At 44.5% G+C, this 19443-nt stretch carries 24 protein-coding genes; 1 reads left to right on the top strand and 23 read right to left on the bottom strand.

Annotated elements, in window-relative coordinates:
• Nucleotides 1–12: 12 nt before the first annotated feature.
• The 8 genes from fdhD to CVV77_RS11055 all read right to left on the bottom strand — a co-directional run bounded on the left by fdhD (nucleotide 13) and on the right by CVV77_RS11055 (nucleotide 6906).
• On the bottom strand, nucleotides 13–801 hold the full coding sequence (gene fdhD, locus CVV77_RS11090; protein WP_100275396.1) for a formate dehydrogenase accessory sulfurtransferase FdhD: 789 nt from the start codon (nucleotides 799–801) through the stop codon (nucleotides 13–15).
• Nucleotides 802–902: 101 nt separating this feature from the next.
• Nucleotides 903–1064 (bottom strand): hypothetical protein, encoded by a 162-nt coding sequence (locus CVV77_RS11085; RefSeq protein ID WP_032731674.1) that lies wholly within the window; start codon nucleotides 1062–1064, stop codon nucleotides 903–905.
• Between the two features lie 92 nt (nucleotides 1065–1156).
• The gene (locus CVV77_RS11080; protein ID WP_003235748.1) at nucleotides 1157–1831 is read right to left on the bottom strand and encodes a vWA domain-containing protein; all 675 of its coding nucleotides are present in this window, start codon (nucleotides 1829–1831) and stop codon (nucleotides 1157–1159) included.
• A 319-nt stretch (nucleotides 1832–2150) separates the two neighbouring features.
• Nucleotides 2151–2834, bottom strand: coding sequence for a vWA domain-containing protein (locus tag CVV77_RS11075; RefSeq protein WP_003235751.1), 684 nt, complete (start codon nucleotides 2832–2834; stop codon nucleotides 2151–2153).
• Between the two features lie 395 nt (nucleotides 2835–3229).
• Complete coding sequence (gene spoIID / locus CVV77_RS11070) at nucleotides 3230–4261, bottom strand: stage II sporulation protein D (RefSeq protein ID WP_019259724.1); 1032 nt, start codon at nucleotides 4259–4261, stop codon at nucleotides 3230–3232.
• A gap of 195 nt (nucleotides 4262–4456) precedes the next feature.
• Nucleotides 4457–5767 carry a UDP-N-acetylglucosamine 1-carboxyvinyltransferase gene (gene murA, locus CVV77_RS11065; RefSeq protein ID WP_003221875.1) on the bottom strand — a complete coding sequence of 437 codons (1311 nt, stop codon included), beginning with the start codon at nucleotides 5765–5767 and terminating at the stop codon, nucleotides 4457–4459.
• Between the two features lie 33 nt (nucleotides 5768–5800).
• A complete protein-coding gene (locus CVV77_RS11060) occupies nucleotides 5801–6541 on the bottom strand; it encodes a YwmB family TATA-box binding protein (RefSeq protein WP_019259725.1) in 741 nt (246 codons plus the stop codon).
• Nucleotides 6542–6675: 134 nt separating this feature from the next.
• The gene (locus CVV77_RS11055) at nucleotides 6676–6906 is read right to left on the bottom strand and encodes a DUF1146 family protein (protein WP_084991144.1); all 231 of its coding nucleotides are present in this window, start codon (nucleotides 6904–6906) and stop codon (nucleotides 6676–6678) included.
• A gap of 177 nt (nucleotides 6907–7083) precedes the next feature.
• Between CVV77_RS11055 and CVV77_RS11045 the strand changes: the two genes are divergently transcribed.
• Nucleotides 7084–7557, top strand: coding sequence for a hypothetical protein (locus CVV77_RS11045; protein ID WP_100275395.1), 474 nt, complete (start codon nucleotides 7084–7086; stop codon nucleotides 7555–7557).
• A 35-nt stretch (nucleotides 7558–7592) separates the two neighbouring features.
• Here CVV77_RS11045 and CVV77_RS11040 read toward each other — a convergent pair whose 3' ends face one another.
• The 15 genes from CVV77_RS11040 to CVV77_RS10970 form a co-directional block, all read right to left on the bottom strand.
• Nucleotides 7593–7991, bottom strand: a complete 399-nt coding sequence (locus CVV77_RS11040; protein WP_100275394.1) for a F0F1 ATP synthase subunit epsilon — start codon at nucleotides 7989–7991, stop codon at nucleotides 7593–7595.
• 23 nt (nucleotides 7992–8014) lie between these two features.
• Nucleotides 8015–9436, bottom strand: coding sequence for a F0F1 ATP synthase subunit beta (atpD, locus tag CVV77_RS11035; RefSeq protein ID WP_003235764.1), 1422 nt, complete (start codon nucleotides 9434–9436; stop codon nucleotides 8015–8017).
• Nucleotides 9437–9461: 25 nt separating this feature from the next.
• Nucleotides 9462–10325, bottom strand: coding sequence for an ATP synthase F1 subunit gamma (gene atpG, locus CVV77_RS11030; RefSeq protein WP_003235766.1), 864 nt, complete (start codon nucleotides 10323–10325; stop codon nucleotides 9462–9464).
• A gap of 76 nt (nucleotides 10326–10401) precedes the next feature.
• Nucleotides 10402–11910: a F0F1 ATP synthase subunit alpha gene (gene atpA, locus CVV77_RS11025; RefSeq protein ID WP_003235768.1), complete on the bottom strand. Its 1509-nt coding sequence runs from the start codon at nucleotides 11908–11910 to the stop codon at nucleotides 10402–10404.
• 16 nt (nucleotides 11911–11926) lie between these two features.
• Nucleotides 11927–12472, bottom strand: a complete 546-nt coding sequence (locus CVV77_RS11020; RefSeq protein ID WP_019259728.1) for a F0F1 ATP synthase subunit delta — start codon at nucleotides 12470–12472, stop codon at nucleotides 11927–11929.
• Nucleotides 12469–12981 (bottom strand): F0F1 ATP synthase subunit B, encoded by a 513-nt coding sequence (gene atpF / locus CVV77_RS11015; protein WP_003235774.1) that lies wholly within the window; start codon nucleotides 12979–12981, stop codon nucleotides 12469–12471. The genes CVV77_RS11020 and atpF overlap by 4 nt, the downstream gene beginning before the upstream one ends.
• Nucleotides 12982–13143: 162 nt before the next feature.
• Nucleotides 13144–13356, bottom strand: a complete 213-nt coding sequence (atpE, locus tag CVV77_RS11010; protein ID WP_003151167.1) for a F0F1 ATP synthase subunit C — start codon at nucleotides 13354–13356, stop codon at nucleotides 13144–13146.
• A gap of 45 nt (nucleotides 13357–13401) precedes the next feature.
• The gene (gene atpB, locus CVV77_RS11005) at nucleotides 13402–14136 is read right to left on the bottom strand and encodes a F0F1 ATP synthase subunit A (RefSeq protein ID WP_003235776.1); all 735 of its coding nucleotides are present in this window, start codon (nucleotides 14134–14136) and stop codon (nucleotides 13402–13404) included.
• Nucleotides 14137–14143: 7 nt separating this feature from the next.
• Nucleotides 14144–14527, bottom strand: a complete 384-nt coding sequence (gene atpI, locus CVV77_RS11000; RefSeq protein WP_003221899.1) for an ATP synthase subunit I — start codon at nucleotides 14525–14527, stop codon at nucleotides 14144–14146.
• A gap of 419 nt (nucleotides 14528–14946) precedes the next feature.
• Nucleotides 14947–15576, bottom strand: a complete 630-nt coding sequence (upp, locus tag CVV77_RS10995; RefSeq protein WP_003227670.1) for a uracil phosphoribosyltransferase — start codon at nucleotides 15574–15576, stop codon at nucleotides 14947–14949.
• A 133-nt stretch (nucleotides 15577–15709) separates the two neighbouring features.
• The gene (gene glyA / locus CVV77_RS10990; RefSeq protein WP_019259729.1) at nucleotides 15710–16957 is read right to left on the bottom strand and encodes a serine hydroxymethyltransferase; all 1248 of its coding nucleotides are present in this window, start codon (nucleotides 16955–16957) and stop codon (nucleotides 15710–15712) included.
• A gap of 207 nt (nucleotides 16958–17164) precedes the next feature.
• Nucleotides 17165–17707 carry a TIGR01440 family protein gene (locus tag CVV77_RS10985; protein WP_019259730.1) on the bottom strand — a complete coding sequence of 181 codons (543 nt, stop codon included), beginning with the start codon at nucleotides 17705–17707 and terminating at the stop codon, nucleotides 17165–17167.
• Between the two features lie 12 nt (nucleotides 17708–17719).
• Complete coding sequence (gene rpiB / locus CVV77_RS10980; protein ID WP_029316922.1) at nucleotides 17720–18169, bottom strand: ribose 5-phosphate isomerase B; 450 nt, start codon at nucleotides 18167–18169, stop codon at nucleotides 17720–17722.
• A gap of 157 nt (nucleotides 18170–18326) precedes the next feature.
• Nucleotides 18327–18779 (bottom strand): low molecular weight protein arginine phosphatase, encoded by a 453-nt coding sequence (locus tag CVV77_RS10975; protein WP_019259732.1) that lies wholly within the window; start codon nucleotides 18777–18779, stop codon nucleotides 18327–18329.
• A gap of 75 nt (nucleotides 18780–18854) precedes the next feature.
• Nucleotides 18855–19412 carry a manganese efflux pump MntP gene (locus CVV77_RS10970; RefSeq protein ID WP_003235788.1) on the bottom strand — a complete coding sequence of 186 codons (558 nt, stop codon included), beginning with the start codon at nucleotides 19410–19412 and terminating at the stop codon, nucleotides 18855–18857.
• Between the last annotated feature and the right edge of the window lie 31 nt (nucleotides 19413–19443).

The following is a 19443-nucleotide window of genomic DNA, read 5'->3' as shown; positions in this document are numbered from 1 at the left end:
TACAGCCCCTTCCTATCCCCCGATTCTCTCAGGGTGTGTATATACATTAAACGATCCGTTTCTGACAAATCCGATCGCTGTAATATTTAATTCTTCCGCCATTTGAATCGCAAGCTCCGTCGGGGCCGATTTGGAAATGACAATCGACACACCGATTTTTGCCGCTTTTAACAGGACTTCTGATGAGATTCTGCCGCTGAACACAATCAGTTTGTCGCGGACGGACATCCCGTTCAGAAGACAGTGTCCGTATAATTTATCAAGTGCGTTGTGCCGGCCGATATCTGTGCGCATCAGGAGCAGTTTCTCTGTGTCGCAAAGCGCCGCATTGTGGACGCCACCCGTATCCTGAAACGTTCCGCTCCCTTGTTGCATGTCTTTCATAAGCGCCAGACACGCTTCAGGCGATATCTTGATGTGGCTGACAGCCGTTTTTGCGGTTTTGACATCCTGCTGAAAGTAAAAATAGCGGCCCTTTCCGCAGCATGAGCCGATCACCCGTTTCGTATAATCCTTTTGATCCAATGTCTCAGGATGAACGAGATCGACATAAACAAAACCGAGACTTTCATCTATTGTAAACCTTTTAATCTCTTTTTGAAATCGTATTACACCCTCTGATGCGAGAAATCCGATGACAAGCTCTTTGATATGCTCCGGCGTACAAACGAGCGTCACAAATTCACTACCGTTCAGTATCACTGTCAAAGGGTATTCCGTCACCATCCGGTCTTCTATTTTGCTGATTTCCCCTTGTTCATAGCGCCATACATCCCTGACCGCAGTTACTTTATCGTTCAATGTCTCTTCCCCTCCGCAATGTTCCTGCCTTTATATTTTTTCACACTCCTCGGATTTTGTCGAATTCTGAGACATAAAAAGAGCCCTCTATATAAAGGGCTCTATGTTTGATTATGCCGATTCTTTTTCAGGATCGTAAACAGCACAACGGCCGCGATCAAGGTGAGCATACTGACAAAAAAGAAGGCTGCCAGTTTTAGAAAAACACCGAGCAATATGAATGCCACGGCGGCAATAAGAAAAATCATTCCTAATAATCTCATCTGTTCAACCCCTTTTAAGGGTATCATTCCCGCACCGATCGTTTTTAAACCAATAGAAAAAGGCGCCTGGGGGAGCGCCTTCACTCAAACGATTACTCAGTAAATTTTTGTGCTTCTTTTTCCCAAGCCTGTTCAAACTCATCCGCGCTGTTCGCTGAAATATATTCTCCGCCGCCAGCAACAGCCGCCTGTTTCATCTCTTCATTTCCTTTGACATCAAAGTTGAAGCCAATGATGTTTACAATCGTATCCACATTCGCTTCACGAAGCTTTGCAATTTCCGCCGCTGGATCTCCGCCGCACGTTTCCTCACCGTCAGTGATTAAATACACCACGTTTTTCCCGTCAGCGTCAAATGCTTCAAATTCTTTTCTTGTATCTGAAAGTGCTTTGGCAATCGGTGTCCAGCCAGTCGGCTTGATTTCACTCAATGAATTGTCAAACAGCGATCCTTCATATGGGTGAAGACCGTAAATGGTTTCCGTCGTGCTGCATGAAAGAGCTTTGCCGGACAATTTATTGTTTCCAGCATGTCCGAAAACGCGAAGCATGAGATTTGTATCCTTTGGAAGCAGCTCGGCAAAAGACTTTACTGATTTTTTGGCAATGTCTATTTTGCGCTCTCCCCCTGTTTTTTGAACCATGCTTCCGCTTCCGTCAAACAAAACCGCTACATTTGTGTCAGCCTGTTTTTCAGCGGCAAAAGACGGGGATGCAAAGGAGACAGTCAGCAATCCAATGATACCGGCAGCCAGCAATTTTTTCATGTTTTTCTTCCTTTCTTTATCATATTTTCCAACTATAGTTGGATTCTTCTTTATGCTAGATTATGAAAATGCAAAATGATATAGGGCAAGCTGCCTTTTGTGCCGCTTTCACTTCCTGTACAAAATCGCTTGAAACGCCGATCTTTTTTAGACATTTTCGCCTAGAAAGCATAAACAGATTGTGACATCCTTCATTCTTTTTTCGCCGTAATCATGTTATAAAACGGAAATCTGCTACTATCCTACAGGCAGACAGCTCATCACTTTTGAAAATTTTGTTACATAAAAAAGAGGCTGACCTTCATCAGCCTCTTTTTTCTTATTTAGATAACATCAGTGATTGCTGAGTGAAGATTTTCTCAACATCTTTTTGAGTATAAGCAGGGAAGTATTCACCGCCGCCTACTTTCGCAATCGCGTTCAGCTGGCCTTTATATCCCTCTTTATAATCAAAACCGATCACATTAACAGTGATATTGTCTTTATGCAGTTCTTTTGCTGTTTTAATTGGATTTCCTCCGCACGTTTCCTCACCGTCTGTCAGCAGATACACCACTTTTTCCCCTTTAGTGTCAAGCTGGTCAAAAGAAGATTTCGCCTCGTTCAGCGCTTTGGCAATTGGCGTCCAGCCAGTCGGCCCAATTGCATTGAGAGAATTGAGGAAGCTTTGCTCGTTAAAGCTTTGGAAGCCGTATACGTTGCGGATAGCTTCACATGATTGAACTTTTCCGGAATTTTTATTGTTTCCTTCTGAACCAAACACACTCATTTTCACCTGAGTTCCTTCCGGCAGTGAGCTTGCAAACTTAGAAATTTCTTTTTTTGCTGAATTAAATTTAGAGACACCGTCTATTCTTTTCGCCATGCTTCCGCTGGCATCAAGCAATACTGCCACGTTTGCCGGAGCTTCAGCCTCCGATTCTTTCTTTTCAGCCGCAAAAGCAGGTGAAGTTAATCCAAATAGCAAGCCTGTCATCATGATCAGTGAAAATCTTTTCTTCATGTTCGTACCCCTTTACAAGTTTGTTTCTGCGTGCAGATGTTCAACGCTGAACATAACTAATCGTAATCGACAAAAACAGAGAAATAAATAGGGCGGGCTTCCCCATTGCTGTTGTTTACTTTTGCATAGAAACCTTTGTTTTTATTAGTGATTTCCGCCTAACGCTATGATGAAAATAGATGATTGTCGGCCTTTCGGCTTTCGTTATATGAGTCTGTCGAAGTCTGTCGATAAATGTGGATTACTTTACCACAATCTCAAAGTCAGCAATCAGGAAAAAGGGATTGATTCCCTTGTCACCCTAAAGACTGTCAGGAGCTTCTCTAAACAGTTTTAACCGCCCTTAGATAAAAGACATTCAGGAACAGAAAAAGACGCTCAGTGAGCGTCTTTTTTTACTTCTTCGCCATATATTTATTCAAAAACGAATCTGCGTTAGAAATTTGCGTGCCTTGATAATAGTACTTCACAATGTCATCAACCGTTTTGCCTTCTTTCGCCATAAAATTCGCGCCATATTGGCTCATCCCGACACCGTGGCCAAATCCTTTCGTCGTGACTGTAATCGTGTCTCCGTTTCGCTCCCAATCAAAATCGGCTGAATTAAGTCCCAGCTTTTCGCGTATGTCTCTTCCTTTCAGCGTCTTGCCGTTAATAACGGCTGTTGCGACCTGATGGCCCGGTGTCTCTCCGGTAATTTTCCCGACTGTGCCAGACCCATCCAGCTTGACGCCAAGCTTTTGCTCAAATTCTGAAGCTGTAAAGGTTTTCGTTGCCTTATATTTCGGAGACTTTTTATCCCAAGCGCTTTTGACGCTTTTTAAATATGGGATGGCACTTGTCCAATAGGCTTCTGCATTTTCTGTGTAGCCGTTGCTTGTGGAGAAAAAAGAGGCTTCAATCGGCTGGTTGTTGTACGTTAAGATTTTGCCTTGCGTACTTGCTACCGCATCTGTGATTTTCTTCAGTTTTCCCTCATAGCTCGCGCCCCACTGTTTTTTCAGCTCTGCTTTGCTTTTATACACCTGGAACATCTGTGTATCATCCACCAGCGAGCCTTTAGGGGCCTCTACGGCTGAATTTGAGACCATCAGTCTGACAATAAATGTTCTGGCGGCTAGCGCCTGGGCTTTCAGTGCTTCAGATTCAAAGGTTGCCGGCATTTCGGAGGCGACGACTCCAATCACATACTCTTCAAGCGGAATGTCTTCTACGGATTGATTTGCGGTTCGATAGACGGGAATAGAAACAGGCGATGCTTTCAACGTTTCCGCTCCTTTTGATGCTGGTTTCGTGCTGACTGCTGTCTTTCCTGATTCTACGCTGGCCCCCGCTTCTTTGTTATGCTGGAACGGTATGACCAAGAGTGTGGGAATCAAGAGAATCAATGCACATAGTACGGATAGTGTGATTACGAATTGTTTCATATTCAGCTGCCTCCTGCTCGGGATTCGACTCTAGTCTAGTCTATGGGCAGGGACAAGCTAATATGACTCTCGTTTTGGACAGAAACTTTATTTGTCATTTACGTATTCTTTTTTGCTATTTTGCGCATAATGATGATAATACACGAAAAATAAAAAATCAGTATGCCAGAGTGACATACTGATTTTTAGGTAAGTTTATGCGTTTAAGTCAGAAACGACTTCTTTGTTCTCTTGCTCAGAAGCAGACTCATCATTTACACGTTCGATGTCTGCGCCAATAGCTGCAAGTTTCTTATGGAAATCAACGTAACCGCGGTCTAAGTGCTTCAGTTCTGTAACACGTGTATGACCTTCAGCCACTAACCCCGCAAGAATCAGCGCTGCACCTGCACGCAAATCAGTCGCTGCAACTTCAGCTCCCTGAAGCTGTACAGGGCCATTAATGATGACAGAACGTCCTTCAATCTTGATATCACCATTCATACGGCGGAATTCTTCCGCATGCATAAAACGGTTTTCAAAAACAGTTTCTGTAATCATGCTTGTGCCGCTTGCACGAAGCAGAAGCGCCATCATTTGTGACTGCATGTCAGTCGGGAAGCCTGGGTGAGGCATTGTTTTAATGTCAATCGGTTTAAGTTCTTTCGGGCCGATGACACGCAGGCCTTCACCTTCATCCTTAATCGTTACACCCATCTCTTCCATTTTTGCAATTAAAGAGGTGAGGTGTTCAGGAACCGCTCCTTTAACTAATACGTTTCCTTCAGTAATTGCAGCGGCAACCATAAATGTGCCCGCTTCAATGCGGTCAGGAATAATATGGTGTTTTACGCCGTGAAGCTTTTCGACTCCTTCAATTTTGATGGTGCCGGTGCCCGCTCCGCGGATTTTTCCGCCCATGCCATTGATATAGTTTGCTAAATCAACGATTTCTGGTTCTTTCGCCACGTTCTCCAGCGTTGTTGTTCCTTCAGCTAGAGCGGCTGCCATAATCAGGTTCTCTGTAGCTCCTACACTTGGGAAGTCCAGATAGATTTTTGCGCCTTGCAGACGGCCTTTTACTTCAGCTTCGATGAAGCCATTGCCGACTTTGATTTCTGCGCCCATTGCTTCAAAACCTTTTAAATGCTGATCAATCGGTCTGGAACCAATTGCACATCCGCCCGGAAGCGCAACTCTTGCATGACCTGTACGCGCAAGAAGCGGCCCCATGACAAGCACAGATGCACGCATTTTACGAACATATTCAAAAGGTGCTTCAGTTTGCAAAGCGTATGAAGCATTTACAGTCACTTCATTATTCTCAAAATGCACATCTGCTCCTAAATGACGCAACACTTCGTTAATTGTATATACATCGGAGAGCGTAGGTACATCACAAATTACGCTTTTTTCTTCACTTGCTAATAAAGATGCAGCGATAACAGGTAAAACGGCATTTTTAGCGCCTTCAACTTTGACTGTGCCGTTTAACTTTTGACCGCCGCGGACGATGATTTTTTCCAAGGTATTCCCCTCCGCGTCCCTAAATTCTCTATATTAATATTCAGTCGTAACGATTGGTGTGCCAACCGTAACGGTATGTTTTCCGCCCATTCCTGCACTTCTAAGTGCAATTTGCAAATTCATTTTATGTTTCGAGGTCATGATGTACTCTTCCCACTCATCTGTAAACGCAGAAATAGAAACGAAATTTGGCTCAACTACATGTTCTACAGATCTTGCTTGAAATTCTTTTAATAACTGATTTGCTTTTTTTTGCAAAACAATATTCATATTATCATCTAAATGACCATTTAGACAAGTAAAAATAACTACTTTTTCTTGGAATATCCCGAGTGTCTCCCGTTCAAACTGTTCATATGTATCATTCCAGCTATTCGGTGTCTCAAGACTCATTTGCTCATATAATAAATACGAAGTTGGGTTGTGTTTTTTGAGGGTTGTGACAAGCTGCAGTCTAAAAGAAGTGCGATTTTTTTTGTCAGTATATGTGCCAATTGCCTTTACGATTTTATCTTCCTGTGCAATCGCCCAATGATATTGACGATACTCTGATTTTAAACGTTGCACTTTTTTATAAAATTCTTTCTTGGTCAGCGACATGTTTTGTTTTGCATGCAATGTCCACTTATCTATTGACACATCTTGGCGTTCCATCCCCTCTGCAATTTGTGCTAACGGCGTTAACTCACTCGCATGAATTGTATGGAAAACAGCAATGACGAAGCTTAACATCACGGATATGATAATAGCGTAGCTTACTTGTTTTTTCTTCATGTTCATCTCTCCCCCTTATCCCCAGTTTTACCGGAGGCAAGAGGCGCCATACGTAAAAATCTTCGTCAAAACTCGAGCTATTCGCTTCAACCCGCTTCCCCAACCATTCCCATGATTATGATGTTCAAAACCTATTAAAATAGATAGGGAAGCTGCTGTGAATAATTGAGGTAATCTAAAAAGAAATTCGCAACGGTTGTTCCAATGGCGATTGTCAGCAAAATCATCAGGAGTCTTGCCTGCACGACTTTGCCTTTTTTGATTAACGGATCGATATTGACGGCTTGCAGCGCCCACCAAGTCACCGCTATAAAAATCAGGTGAACGACAATGCCAATTGCAGCCTGCTGTCCCAATATACTCATCTATTCCACTCCTTTCATCCTTTCTCCGCGTTTATACCCTTTCTTATTATATAAGAAGCACAGATAAAGATGATACATTTTATACAGAATGGAATAATCAGCCAAATATAGGGCTAATCTCCGCTTAAAGTGCGATTCTTTTACATGGTATACTTTGTTGGAAAGGAGCTGGCAAATGTGAATCATTCTTTTTTTCAGCCTGAAAAGCAATACGGTGAGGACCTGCCAATTTTTGCTCAGGAATGGGAAGCAATTGCATTCTATTATGATTATAGACAGTCACAGATTGAAGAACTGAATGAATTGTGTCAGTTTTATAACATTTCTCTTACCTATACGAGAGAAAGCCTTGAAGAGCTTGAAAACCTTTATTTTCAAAGTATACAAGAGCTTTTGCTTGCTGATTGGAATCTTCCTATTGAAGAATTCGAGAAAATGATCAGTGTTTATCTTATAGATTGCGTGATTGCCCACCATGAAGATGCTGAATGGATCGTAAAGCCTTACCCGTATACAGACGGCGCTTATACAATGGGCTTTAGAAGACATCGCAAATCATGGCATACCATGAATTGCTGTGATCGTTTATACTTGCGGCAAAAAGAGAGTCAGCCGCTTTTGTCGCTGTTTGATTCTCTTGTGCGATCATAAAAAAAATCCTTCTCATAATGAGAAGGATTTTTTTCTTATTTCCCTGCTACATCCAATCTGTTCAAAGCCCGCTGTAACGCAAGCTCAGCCCGACGAATGTCAGTATCATCTGATTGAGAATTCAAACGCTCCTGCGCCCGCTGACGTGCAGCTGAAGCGCGCTCTTTATCGATGCCTTCCGCTGTCTCAGCAGCCTGGGCAAGGATGGTAACCTGATCAGGACGGACTTCTACAAATCCGCCGCTGACGGCAACCAATTCAGTCTGCCCGTCTTTTTTCAGACGGACAGCGCCGATTTTAAGAGGAGCCACGGTTGGAATATGACCTGGCAAAATACCGAGATCGCCGCTTTCGGCTCTCACACTCACCATTTCGATATCCGCATCGTATACTGGGCCGTCGGGAGTAACGATATTGACTTTAACGGTCTTCATGCTTTTACCCTCCTAGGACCAGATTAAACTTCTACACCCATTTCTTTTGCTTTCTCAACAACTTCTTCGATACGGCCTACAAGACGGAACGCATCTTCAGGAAGATGGTCGTATTTGCCGGCTAAGATTTCTTTGAAACCTTGAACCGTTTCTTTTACAGGCACGTAAGAACCTTTTTGTCCAGTGAACTGTTCAGCCACGTGGAAGTTTTGAGAAAGGAAGAACTGAATGCGACGTGCGCGTTGAACGACAAGCTTGTCTTCATCACTCAATTCATCCATACCGAGAATCGCAATGATATCTTGAAGCTCTTTGTAACGCTGAAGTGTTGACTGTACTTCACGGGCAACCGCATAATGCTCTTCTCCGACAATTTCAGGAGCAAGGGCGCGTGATGTAGAAGCCAACGGATCAACCGCAGGGTAAATACCCATTTCAGTTAACTTACGCTCAAGGTTTGTTGTCGCATCCAAGTGAGCGAACGTAGTTGCCGGCGCCGGGTCAGTGTAGTCATCGGCAGGCACGTAGATCGCCTGGATAGATGTAACTGATCCAACGTTAGTAGACGTGATACGCTCTTGAAGCTGACCCATTTCAGTTGCAAGCGTCGGCTGATAACCAACCGCTGAAGGCATACGGCCAAGAAGGGCTGAAACCTCTGAACCCGCTTGTGTGAAACGGAAAATGTTATCGATGAAGAACAGTACGTCCTGTCCTTGTACATCACGGAAGTGCTCAGCCATTGTAAGGCCTGTCAATGCAACACGCATACGTGCGCCCGGCGGCTCGTTCATTTGTCCAAATACCATGGCTGTTTTGTTGATTACGCCAGAGTCGCTCATTTCGTAGAAAAGGTCGTTCCCTTCACGAGTACGCTCCCCTACACCGGCGAATACAGAGATACCGCCGTGCTCTTGCGCGATGTTGTTGATTAATTCCTGGATTAATACGGTTTTACCTACACCGGCACCGCCGAATAATCCGATCTTACCGCCCTTGATGTATGGAGCAAGCAAGTCAACAACTTTAATACCTGTTTCAAGAATTTCAACTTCTGTTGAAAGCTGATCAAATGAAGGCGCCTGTCTGTGAATCGGATCCTTTTTCGCATCCGCAGGGACTGGCTCATTCAAATCAATATTTTCTCCGAGTACGTTAAATACACGGCCGAGTGTTACATCACCAACTGGTACTGAGATTGGCGCTCCTGTATCAACAGCTTCCATTCCGCGCTGAACACCATCCGTAGATGCCATTGCGATTGTACGGACTGTATCATCGCCTAAATGAAGAGCGACCTCAAGCGTTAAATCAATACCTACTTCATTTTCACTTGCAGCTGGCTGTGAAATTTTAATCGCATTATAAATTTCAGGCAAATGACCGTCTTCAAAACGCACGTCGACGACCGGTCCTAATACCTGGCTAACGCGTCCTTTTTTCATCGCTATCCCTCCTGACAAAATCTTTCTATTCTAAAGCGGCTGCTCCGCCGACAATTTCCGTAATTTCTTGTGTGATGGCTGCTTGGCGAGCGCGGTTGTAAGAAAGCGAAAGTGAATCGATAAGTTCCTTCGCGTTGTCTGTCGCGTTTTTCATCGCCGTCATTCTTGCAGCGTGCTCACTTGCTTTACTGTCAAGAAGCGCACCAAAGATTAAGCTTTCTGCATATTGAGGAAGCAAAACCTCCAGAACCTCCTCTTCAGACGGTTCAAATTCATAAGACGCCGTTCTCTTTCCGCCGCCGCTGCCCAAATCAGATAACGGCAGAAGTTTTTTCTCCGTTACTTCTTGAGAAATGGCGCTGACGAAATGGTTATACACAAGGTGCAATTCATCAAACGCACCATCTATAAACATTTGGATCGTTTGTCGGGCAAGGTCCTTAATTTCTGTAAACGTTACTTCATCTCCAAGTCCTGTTAACTCAGAAATGATCGGAATCTCACGTTTCTTAAAGAAATCACGGCCTACTCTTCCGATGACGATCACCGCATACTCATCCTTAGACTGATGACGTTCTTGCATGGCCTGATAAGCACTTCGTAAAACCGAACTGTTAAAAGCGCCGGCAAGACCGCGGTCAGACGTAATGACAAGGTATGCCGTCTTTTTCACTTCTCTGCTGAGAAGCATCGGATGCTTTACGTTGCCGGAAACTCTCCCGACATTTGACACAACCTCTTGGATCTTATCCATATATGGCACAAATGATTTTGCGTTGTTTTCTGCACGATTCAGCTTAGCCGCAGATACCATCTGCATGGCTTTTGTAATCTGGCTTGTTTTTTTCGTTGACGTGATCCTTGACTTAATATCGCGTAATGAGGCCAAAGATTTCACCACCTTTTCTCTTCATCTGCGTAAAAAGAGAGAAAAAGAGAACCTTTTTCTCTCATCAGCATTCGAGTTAGTTGCTTGGTGCAAATGTGCGTTTGAAGCCTTCGATTGCAGCATTGAAGTCTTCATCAGCAGGAAGGTTTCCTGTTTTCGCAATTCCGTCAAGCAGTTCTTTATGGTTTTGGTCAAGGTACATGTAGTACTCTTCTTCAAAACGTCTGATATCCGCTACAGGAATATCATCAAGATGTCCTTTTGTCAGCGCATAAAGAATGGCTACTTGCTTTTCAACCGGAAGCGGCTTGTTCAGATCCTGCTTCAGCACTTCAACTGTACGCGCACCGCGGTTCAGTTTCGCCTGAGTCGCCTGGTCGAGGTCAGATCCGAATTGAGCGAATGCTTCCAGCTCACGGTATGACGCAAGGTCAAGACGCAAAGTACCTGATACTTTTTTCATCGCTTTGATTTGCGCTGAACCGCCGACACGGGATACAGACAATCCGGCATTGATCGCTGGACGTACGCCTGAGAAGAACAAATCAGATTGCAGGAAGATCTGTCCGTCGGTGATGGAAATTACGTTCGTCGGAATATAAGCAGAGATATCTCCGGCTTGTGTTTCTACGAACGGCAGAGCTGTAATTGATCCTGCGCCTTTCGCGTCGCTAAGCTTTGCTGCACGCTCAAGCAGACGGGAATGAAGGTAGAATACATCCCCAGGGAACGCTTCACGGCCTGGCGGACGGCGAAGAAGCAAGGACAGCTCACGGTAAGCAGCCGCTTGTTTAGAAAGATCATCGTATACCACAAGAACGTGCTTGCCGCTGTACATAAATTCTTCTGCCATTGTAACCCCTGCATACGGAGCCAGGTACAGAAGCGGTGCCGGCTGTGACGCAGACGCCGTTACAACGATTGTATAATCAAGCGCGCCGTGCTTACGCAATGTTTCTACTACGCCGCGGACTGTTGATTCTTTTTGACCGATCGCAACGTATACGCAGATCATGTCTTGGTCTTTTTGGTTCAGGATCGCATCGATCGCAACAGATGTTTTACCTGTTTGACGGTCACCGATGATCAGCTCACGCTGGCCGCGGCCGATTGGGATCAGTGCATCGATCGCTTTAATACCTGTTTGAAGCGGTTCATGAACGGATTTACGGTCCATAACGCCTGGTGCAGGGCTTTCGATCGGACGCGTTTTGCTTGTGAGGATCGGGCCAAGTCCGTCTACCGGCTGACCTAATGGGTTCACAATACGGCCGATTAATTCTTCACCGACAGGAACCTCCATGATGCGGCCTGTTCTTTTTACTTCGTCTCCCTCACGGATCTCACTGAAAGGTCCTAAGATGACGATACCTACGTTTGATTCTTCAAGGTTTTGAGCCATACCCAAAACACCGTTTGAAAACTCGACAAGTTCACCGGCCATACAGTTGTCAAGGCCGTGCACACGAGCAATACCGTCACCGACTTGGATGACTGTACCTACGTCTTGAACTTCAATATCAGATTGATAATTTTGTATTTGCTGTTTTATCAGCGTGCTAATCTCTTCAGCTTTGATGCTCACTTAGGTTTCACCCCTTCTATCGATTTTCCCCGGCTAGTTGACGTTCAATGCGCTGAAGCTTTCCGCTTACGCTGCCGTCAAAAATCCGGTTTCCAATGCGGACTTTAATGCCGCCTATTAAATCCGTCTGCACTTCATTTCTGATTCTGAGTGAAGCGACTCCGGCTTTATTTGCAAACACTTGTGATAATGATGCAATCTCCGCATCCGTCAGCGGTTTCACTGAATATACGATTGCGTCTTCTGTTTGACGAGCCTCATTTGCGAGTTTAATAAACTCATCTGTGAGATCAGGCACAATCGCTGCCCGATGGCGGTCAATCAAAAGAAAAATCGTATTGAGCACGGACTGTGACAAAGAGCCAAATGCATTCTGAATCAGCTCTTTTTTCTTCGCAGCCGGCACCTTCGGATGGTTTAACACATCATTAAGCGCTTTTTCATTTTGAAATACTTGTTTTACAACGGTTAGCTCTTCTTCTACTTGATTCAGCTGAGCGGACTCATTGGCAATATCAAAAAGAGCTGACGCATATCGTTTTGAGACAGCTGATCCACTCATCGGCTTTCTCCTACCTCTTTAAGATAGTCCTGGATCAATTTCTCTTGAGCTTGTTCATCCAGTTCTTTTTCGATCACTTTCGACGCAATCATGACAGAAAGAGACGCTACTTGCTCACGGAGAGCAGAAACCGCCTGTTCTTTTTCCTTCACGATTTCAGTTCTTGCTGCTTCTTTCAGACGTTCAGATTCTGCACGTGCAGCCTGAATAATCTCTTCTTTTTGCTTATCTCCCAGTTTCTTTGCGTTTTCGATAAGAGTTTGGGATTCCTGTCTTGCTTCTTTTAAAAGAACGCGCTGCTCTTCAATCAGCTGCTGCGCTTCTTTATTTTTTTCTTCAGCAGACGTAATTTCTCCAGCGATGTGGTCTTCACGCTGTTTCATTATGTTTAATAGCGGCCCTAAAGCGTATTTCTTCAGAAGCGCTAATAAGATTAACATAGCTAACAGTTGGAACAGGATATCTCCGCCGTTAAACGAAAACCCTAGTTCAAGTGGTAATTGAGACATCTACTACGGCAACTCCCTTCTGCAGGTTTTTCTTTGCTGATCCAGCAGCCGCACTTGTCTCTTTTCAGCCGGCAAGGCGGGATGCTTATCAGACATAAAGCAATGGCGAAGGTTCTCTTGGAATGATCTTCGCCATTTTTAGTTCATATAAGGCTTTTATGCTTAGCCAAAGAACGCTAAGAATGCGATAACGACAGCGATAATAGGAAGGGCTTCAACTAATGCGATACCCATGAACATAAGAGTTCTAAGTTCTTTACCTGCTTCCGGCTGACGGGCAATCCCCTCTACCGTACGTGAAACAATCAAACCGTTACCAATACCTGCACCAAGTGCGCCTAAACCAATTGCAATCGCAGCTGCTATTAAATTCATGAAAAAGTTCCTCCTTTAAAATGTTATCCGTTTGGATATAATGTTTTAATGATCATGACTGATTTTATGAGACATGTACACCATCGTCAGCATTGTAAAGATAAACGCTTGGATGGCACCTATAAATAAACTGAATGCCTGCCATGCCAGCATCGGCAGAATGGCGCCGAGTGTACCGACAAGACCGAGAGCCACGCTTTGTGAATAATGGCTTGTCGCCAATCCCGCAAGCAGGCCGAGAAGAATCTCACCGGCGAAGATGTTACCATAAAGCCGCAACCCGAGAGTCAGCGTATTCGCAAACTCTTCGATGATTTTCATCGGGAGCATGAATGGAACAGGTCTTAAATAGTCTTTGGAATATTCCTTGAGTCCTTTCATCTTCACACCATAGTAATGGGATAAAGCAACAACCATCACGGCTAGCGTTAATGTAATGGCAGGATCGGCTGTCGGAGATTTCCACCAGAGCTCATGTCCGATTGTAATAGAGAACGGCAGCCCCAGCATATTCGACACAAATATGTACATCAGCAATGTGACACCAAGTGCCAAGAAGTTAGCCCCTGTTTTCAAATCCATTGTACTGCCGATAATATTGCGGACGAAATCAACAACCCATTCCATAAAATTCTGGGCTTTTCCGGGACGGATCGAAAGCGTTCTTGTCGTTAATATAGCAATCAATAAAACAATCACACTCGCCACAGTAATCATCAGAATGTTTGTCAGATTAAAAGTAAGACCTAGAAATTCAATAGTTCTGTATTCATGATTCAAAGGGTTTTCACCTCTCTTCCATTGATGAACGTTTAAGCTGGATAAAGGAATCTATCATAATGACAGGGTATATTGTCATTAATCCAATAACTGTACTTGCCATATGAAAATGCTCGGGATTTTTATAGGCGACAGCCGCAGCAAGAATCGCATTGCACCACCGCGCTGCGCTCCCAAGAGATCGTATGGACTTTCCTTTCTCAACGGCTCTGTCAAAGGCGTTCATTCTCCTGACGAGCAGTAAAAAATTAAACAAACTGAAAACAGTTCCCAGAATAAGGCCTAAAAAAACGGTTTTATACGCTGTTAAACCATAACCCAGTACATACACTGCCAAAATGAACAATAAGTATTTGCGTTGTCTGCTAAATGTAAGCTTGGGATCGTCCATCAATTATCTGTCTCCTGATGAAAAAATAATGTATAGCTTAGATACGGCATAAATCAGCGGTTAACCCTAGTAGAAGACCTTTTTTGTCCGGCAAAACGGGCCTGTTCGAAAAAATCATTCATCCGCAAGCCTTGCAGGGATGCTGTTTCATTCGCTTAAATAAATCCTCATAATACGGGTTTGCTGAGAGGATTTACATTGAGGATGAGGACTATAATGAAAGCTATGAAAACCTTCTCATAATACCCTCGTTTAGCATACAATAGCCCCTAACATGTGTCAATCTGTTTAAAGTTAAAAAACTTTTTATACTTTACGTCTCCACAGAATGTTCACATTTTCACCTATAATTGTATACAGATTCACCGAATAGCAAATAACTGGATAAAAAAAGAAAACCCCTTTCGGGAGTTTTCCTTTTATTTTGTTCCAAACATACGGTCTCCTGCATCTCCGAGACCAGGAACGATATAACCTTTTTCATTTAATTTTTCATCAAGAGCCGCGATGTAAATATCTACGTCCGAATGATGCTTCTGCAATTCTTCCACGCCCTCCGGCGCCGCTACAAGGCACATGAAACGGATATTTTTCGCACCGCGTTTTTTGAGGCTGTGAATCGCTTCTACAGCAGACCCGCCTGTAGCCAGCATCGGATCAACCACGATGAATTCACGCTCTTCCACGTCAGAAGGAAGCTTGACATAGTATTCCACGGGCTTTAAGGTTTCAGGATCACGATACAGGCCGACATGTCCCACTTTTGCTGCAGGAATCAGCTTTAAAATGCCGTCAACCATTCCCAATCCCGCTCTGAGGATAGGAACCACTCCAAGTTTTTTTCCTGAGATGACTTTCGATTTCGCAGCCTGAACCGGTGTATTGATATCCACTTCTTCTAAAGGAAGATCGCGGGTAATTTCAAACGCCATAAGAGTGGCTACTTCGTCTACAAGCTCTCTAAAATCTTTCGTACCTGTATTTTCATTCCGTATATATGTCAGCTTGTGCTGAATTAAAGGATGATCAAATACATAAACCTTTCCCATACTGTGTTTCAGCTCCTTTATTATTGTCCCATCAACAATTACACACTTCTATTGATTCTACAAAAAAAGACATTGAGTTTCAAGAACATCGTCAAAAAACCCGCCGGCCAAAGCCGAGCGGGTTTTTAGGATCTTAGTAATCTAATTCTTTATATAAAGGAAATTTATCGGTCAGAGCAGCTATACGCTGTCTTGCTTCTTCAAGTTTTCCTTCATCTTCGTGGTTTTTCAATGCAAGCGCAATGATGGCACCGACTTCATCCAATGCATCTCCGTCAAAACCGCGGCTTGTCACAGCAGCTGTACCAAGACGGATACCGCTTGTTACGAAAGGTTTTTCCGGATCGTATGGAATTGCGTTTTTGTTAGACGTAATACCAATTTCATCAAGCACATGCTCTGCAACCTTACCTGTCAGTCCGAGAGAACGAAGGTCAACAAGGATCAGGTGGTTGTCAGTTCCGCCTGAAACGAGCTGGATGCCCTCTTTCGTTAACGCTTCAGCCAGGCGTTTTGCATTTGAAATGACGTTTTGTGCATATGTTTTGAAATCGTCCTGCAATACTTCGCCGAATGAAACAGCTTTTGCGGCAATAACGTGCATCAGCGGGCCGCCTTGAATTCCAGGGAAGATTGATTTATCAATTTTCTTGCCGAACTCTTCACGGCAAAGGATCATACCGCCGCGAGGTCCGCGAAGTGTTTTATGTGTTGTTGTTGTAACGAAATCAGCGTAAGGAACCGGGTTTGGATGAAGGCCTGCCGCAACAAGTCCTGCGATATGCGCCATATCCACCATGAAGTAAGCGCCGACTTCATCAGCAATTTCACGGAATTTCTTAAAGTCGATTGTACGAGGATACGCACTTGCTCCTGCTACGATAAGCTTCGGCTTATGGGCAATGGCTTTTTCACGCACGTCATCGTAATCAATATATTGAGTTTCTTTATCTACGCCGTACTCAACAAAGTTATATTGAACACCGCTGAAGTTGACTGGACTTCCATGTGTTAAATGGCCGCCGTGGGAGAGGTTCATCCCAAGTACAGTATCGCCTTGCTCCAAAATCGTGAAGTACACTGCCATGTTTGCTTGTGCGCCTGAATGCGGCTGAACGTTTACATGTTCCGCTCCAAAGATCTCTTTCGCGCGGTCACGAGCGATATCTTCAACGACATCGACGTGCTCACATCCGCCGTAGTAGCGTTTGCCCGGATATCCTTCAGCGTATTTATTTGTCAAAACAGATCCTTGTGCTTCCATAACCGCTTCACTTACAAAGTTCTCAGAAGCAATCAATTCGATCTTAGTCTGTTGGCGTTCACGCTCATTTTTAATGGCGTTAAACACTTGTTCGTCTTGCGCAGGTAAATGTTTCATCAGCGAGATCCTCTCCTATCCGTATCCTGTTCTTTGTTTTTACCACCACTATTGTACATGGTTTTTTAGGCCGATGTAAAAGATTATTTTTAAAAAATCAAAATTTTTATTGGTAAAAACGAATATTGATAACTTAAATTTAAATTAAAGTTCGGGATTTATTTTACTGCCTTAAAAATAAAAGAAAAGACTGGCCACGCAGTCCTTTCATTCGCACCCATAAACCGCCCGCACTCCGCCGATCAGTTTCGGCCGCGTGCGCGCTAATGTCACATGTGCTGCCCCGAGACTGTTTTGAGACACACGCACAGGGACAGCTACCGGCTTCAGATGCATGCCGATAAACGTATCGCCGATGTCTATTCCGGCGTCAGCCTGAATGGTTTCGACAAGAACAGGAGACTTCATCTGCTTAAACGCATAAGCAGCCATCGCCCCGCCCGCTTTTGGAACTGGTACAGCAGAAACGGCCGGAAGCCTGAACAGCTGAGCCGTCTCCTCTTCAACGACAAGCGCTCTGTTCAAATGCTCACAGCATTGAAATGCCAGATGGATACCCGTTATTTCCTTGAGCTCAGCAAGTCCGCTGTAGATGCTTTCCGCGATGTCTTCGCTGCCCGATGTTCCGATCCGGCTGCCGGCCACTTCACTCGTGCTGCATCCAAGGACAAAGAGCTGATCTTGTTTCAATCCTGCTTGTTCCTGAAACTCAGACAGCATCGTCTTCCACGTTTGTTTGATCTCACTCATCGAACAGCACCCCTACAGGTTTTTCTCTTCATAATCTGAGATTTTTCCGATGCGCTTTTGATGTCTTCCGCCGGTAAACTCAGTAGTCAGCCAGATTTCTGCGATTTCCCGCGCCAAACCGGGGCCGATCACCCGTTCACCCATCGCGAGGATGTTTGTGTCATTGTGCTCTCTCGTTGCCTTTGCGCTGAATGTATCATGCGCCAGCGCGCAGCGGATGCCTTTGACTTTATTAGCGGAAATGCTCATGCCGATTCCTGTCCCGCAAATTAAAATGCCTCTGTCAACTTCTCCGCTAACCACTTTTTCGGCCACCGGAAAAGCATAATCCGGATAATCGACAGATCCGCTGCCGCAGTCACAGCCCATATCAATATATTCAATTTGCAATTCGTCCATTAACTCTTTGATTTCATTTCGAATGTGAACGCCGCCATGATCCGATGCTATGGCTACTTTCATCAGCTTTTCCTCCCCAGTGTGTGTGATGCGGCCCGCCCGCTTTGTTGACCGCGCAGCCTGTCCGCTCTTTGATTCACACCATATGATGTGCTTTTCACTATATTCTACTCCTTCACGCAGGATTTGCAAATGACCTGTTTGCAGATTTTCTGACAACTTACCTGCTGTCTTTTTTCAGCTGTTTTGCCAGCTGCCGAAGAAGATCTTCAAGCTCATCTCTCGTTTGTTTATAGATATCAATTGAGCCGCCAAACGGATCGATGACATCCCCATAGCTGCCTGTGACGTATTCTTTTAGCGTAAATACTTTATCACGATAACGTCCAAAATGGCTGACAATGATCTGTTTGTGCTGATGGGTCATAGCCAGAACCAAATCAGCCGCTTCCATATGTTCTTCAGTTAATGGAGAAGACACATGATTAAGAGCAATGTGTTTTTCAAACAGCGCTTCGACTGCATGAGGCGTCGCTCTCCCATTAGGCGAAGCAAACACGCCTGCCGAGCGGACACTGACATTCAGCCCTTCCGCTTCTGCAATTGATTTAAAAAGCGCCTCAGCCATTGGGCTGCGGCACGTATTTCCAGTACAGACAAAAATAATGTTCATGTCAGTCACCCCTTATTTTTCTCTATTATATATGAAGAAAAAAGAAACGGCGACTTCGTTTCTTTTATTGGTATATTAAATTGGCAAAAGCAGCTTTAGGCCGAATGCGATTAATATGATGCCCCCGAGCGCTTCGCTGTATGTGCCAAGCCATGACTGCACTTGTTTTCCGATCAGCAGGCCCAGCCATGTCAAAATCATGCTGAACAGCCCGAACAGGGTAATTGTGAGGAGCGGATGCGAGCCGTATATCCCCAAGCTCAAACCGACGGAGAAGCTGTCAAGGCTGACGCCGACGGCAAACAGCAATAAGCCCGGCCCTGCCGGCGACATAAGTCGTTCTTCTGACTGTTTAAAAGAAGCCATAAGCATTTGAACCCCAAGAACAAAAAGCAATGAACCCCCGATATAAACCGCTAACACGCCGAGGAGCCCTGACAGCATGTTACCGGCCGCCATCCCCCCGAGAGGCATGATAACGTGAAAGAGGCCGATGATAAAACCAATATAGAATATCTGCTTTTTTCTGAGTTTGACCATGCCCATTCCGAGACCGACAGAAAAAGCATCCATCCCTAAAGCAAACGCCATGATGCTTAATGTAATCAGTTCCCCTATGAACAAATCCGACATACATAAATAACCCCCTTGGACACGCCCCGCT

Source organism: Bacillus sp. SN1, assembly GCF_002796895.1.
In the GTDB taxonomy this organism is placed as follows: Bacteria; Bacillota; Bacilli; order Bacillales; family Bacillaceae; genus Bacillus; species Bacillus inaquosorum.
Note: the sequence above shows the minus strand (reverse complement) of the source record. Positions and strands in the feature narration are given on the sequence as shown.

Coding starts and splice junctions, on each gene's coding strand:
- CVV77_RS11080 (WP_003235748.1), bottom strand. CDS start 1,831: ATGAAAAAATTGCTGGCTGCCGGTATCATTGGATTGCTGACTGTCTCC.
- rpiB (WP_029316922.1), bottom strand. CDS start 18,169: ATGAAAGTAGCCATAGCATCGGATCATGGCGGCGTTCACATTCGAAAT.
- upp (WP_003227670.1), bottom strand. CDS start 15,576: ATGGGAAAGGTTTATGTATTTGATCATCCTTTAATTCAGCACAAGCTG.
- spoIID (WP_019259724.1), bottom strand. CDS start 4,261: ATGAAACAATTCGTAATCACACTATCCGTACTATGTGCATTGATTCTC.
- CVV77_RS11020 (WP_019259728.1), bottom strand. CDS start 12,472: ATGAGTGGATCAGCTGTCTCAAAACGATATGCGTCAGCTCTTTTTGAT.
- CVV77_RS11085 (WP_032731674.1), bottom strand. CDS start 1,064: ATGAGATTATTAGGAATGATTTTTCTTATTGCCGCCGTGGCATTCATA.
- glyA (WP_019259729.1), bottom strand. CDS start 16,957: ATGAAACATTTACCTGCGCAAGACGAACAAGTGTTTAACGCCATTAAA.
- CVV77_RS11055 (WP_084991144.1), bottom strand. CDS start 6,906: ATGAGTATATTGGGACAGCAGGCTGCAATTGGCATTGTCGTTCACCTG.
- CVV77_RS11040 (WP_100275394.1), bottom strand. CDS start 7,991: ATGAAGACCGTTAAAGTCAATATCGTTACTCCCGACGGCCCAGTATAC.
- atpE (WP_003151167.1), bottom strand. CDS start 13,356: ATGAATTTAATAGCAGCTGCGATTGCAATTGGTTTAGGCGCACTTGGT.
- CVV77_RS10985 (WP_019259730.1), bottom strand. CDS start 17,707: ATGAGTGAGATCAAACAAACGTGGAAGACGATGCTGTCTGAGTTTCAG.
- CVV77_RS11075 (WP_003235751.1), bottom strand. CDS start 2,834: ATGAAGAAAAGATTTTCACTGATCATGATGACAGGCTTGCTATTTGGA.
- atpI (WP_003221899.1), bottom strand. CDS start 14,527: ATGGACGATCCCAAGCTTACATTTAGCAGACAACGCAAATACTTATTG.
- atpF (WP_003235774.1), bottom strand. CDS start 12,981: ATGTCTCAATTACCACTTGAACTAGGGTTTTCGTTTAACGGCGGAGAT.
- CVV77_RS10970 (WP_003235788.1), bottom strand. CDS start 19,412: ATGTCGGATTTGTTCATAGGGGAACTGATTACATTAAGCATCATGGCG.
- CVV77_RS10975 (WP_019259732.1), bottom strand. CDS start 18,779: ATGAACATTATTTTTGTCTGTACTGGAAATACGTGCCGCAGCCCAATG.
- CVV77_RS11060 (WP_019259725.1), bottom strand. CDS start 6,541: ATGAAGAAAAAACAAGTAAGCTACGCTATTATCATATCCGTGATGTTA.
- atpD (WP_003235764.1), bottom strand. CDS start 9,436: ATGAAAAAAGGACGCGTTAGCCAGGTATTAGGACCGGTCGTCGACGTG.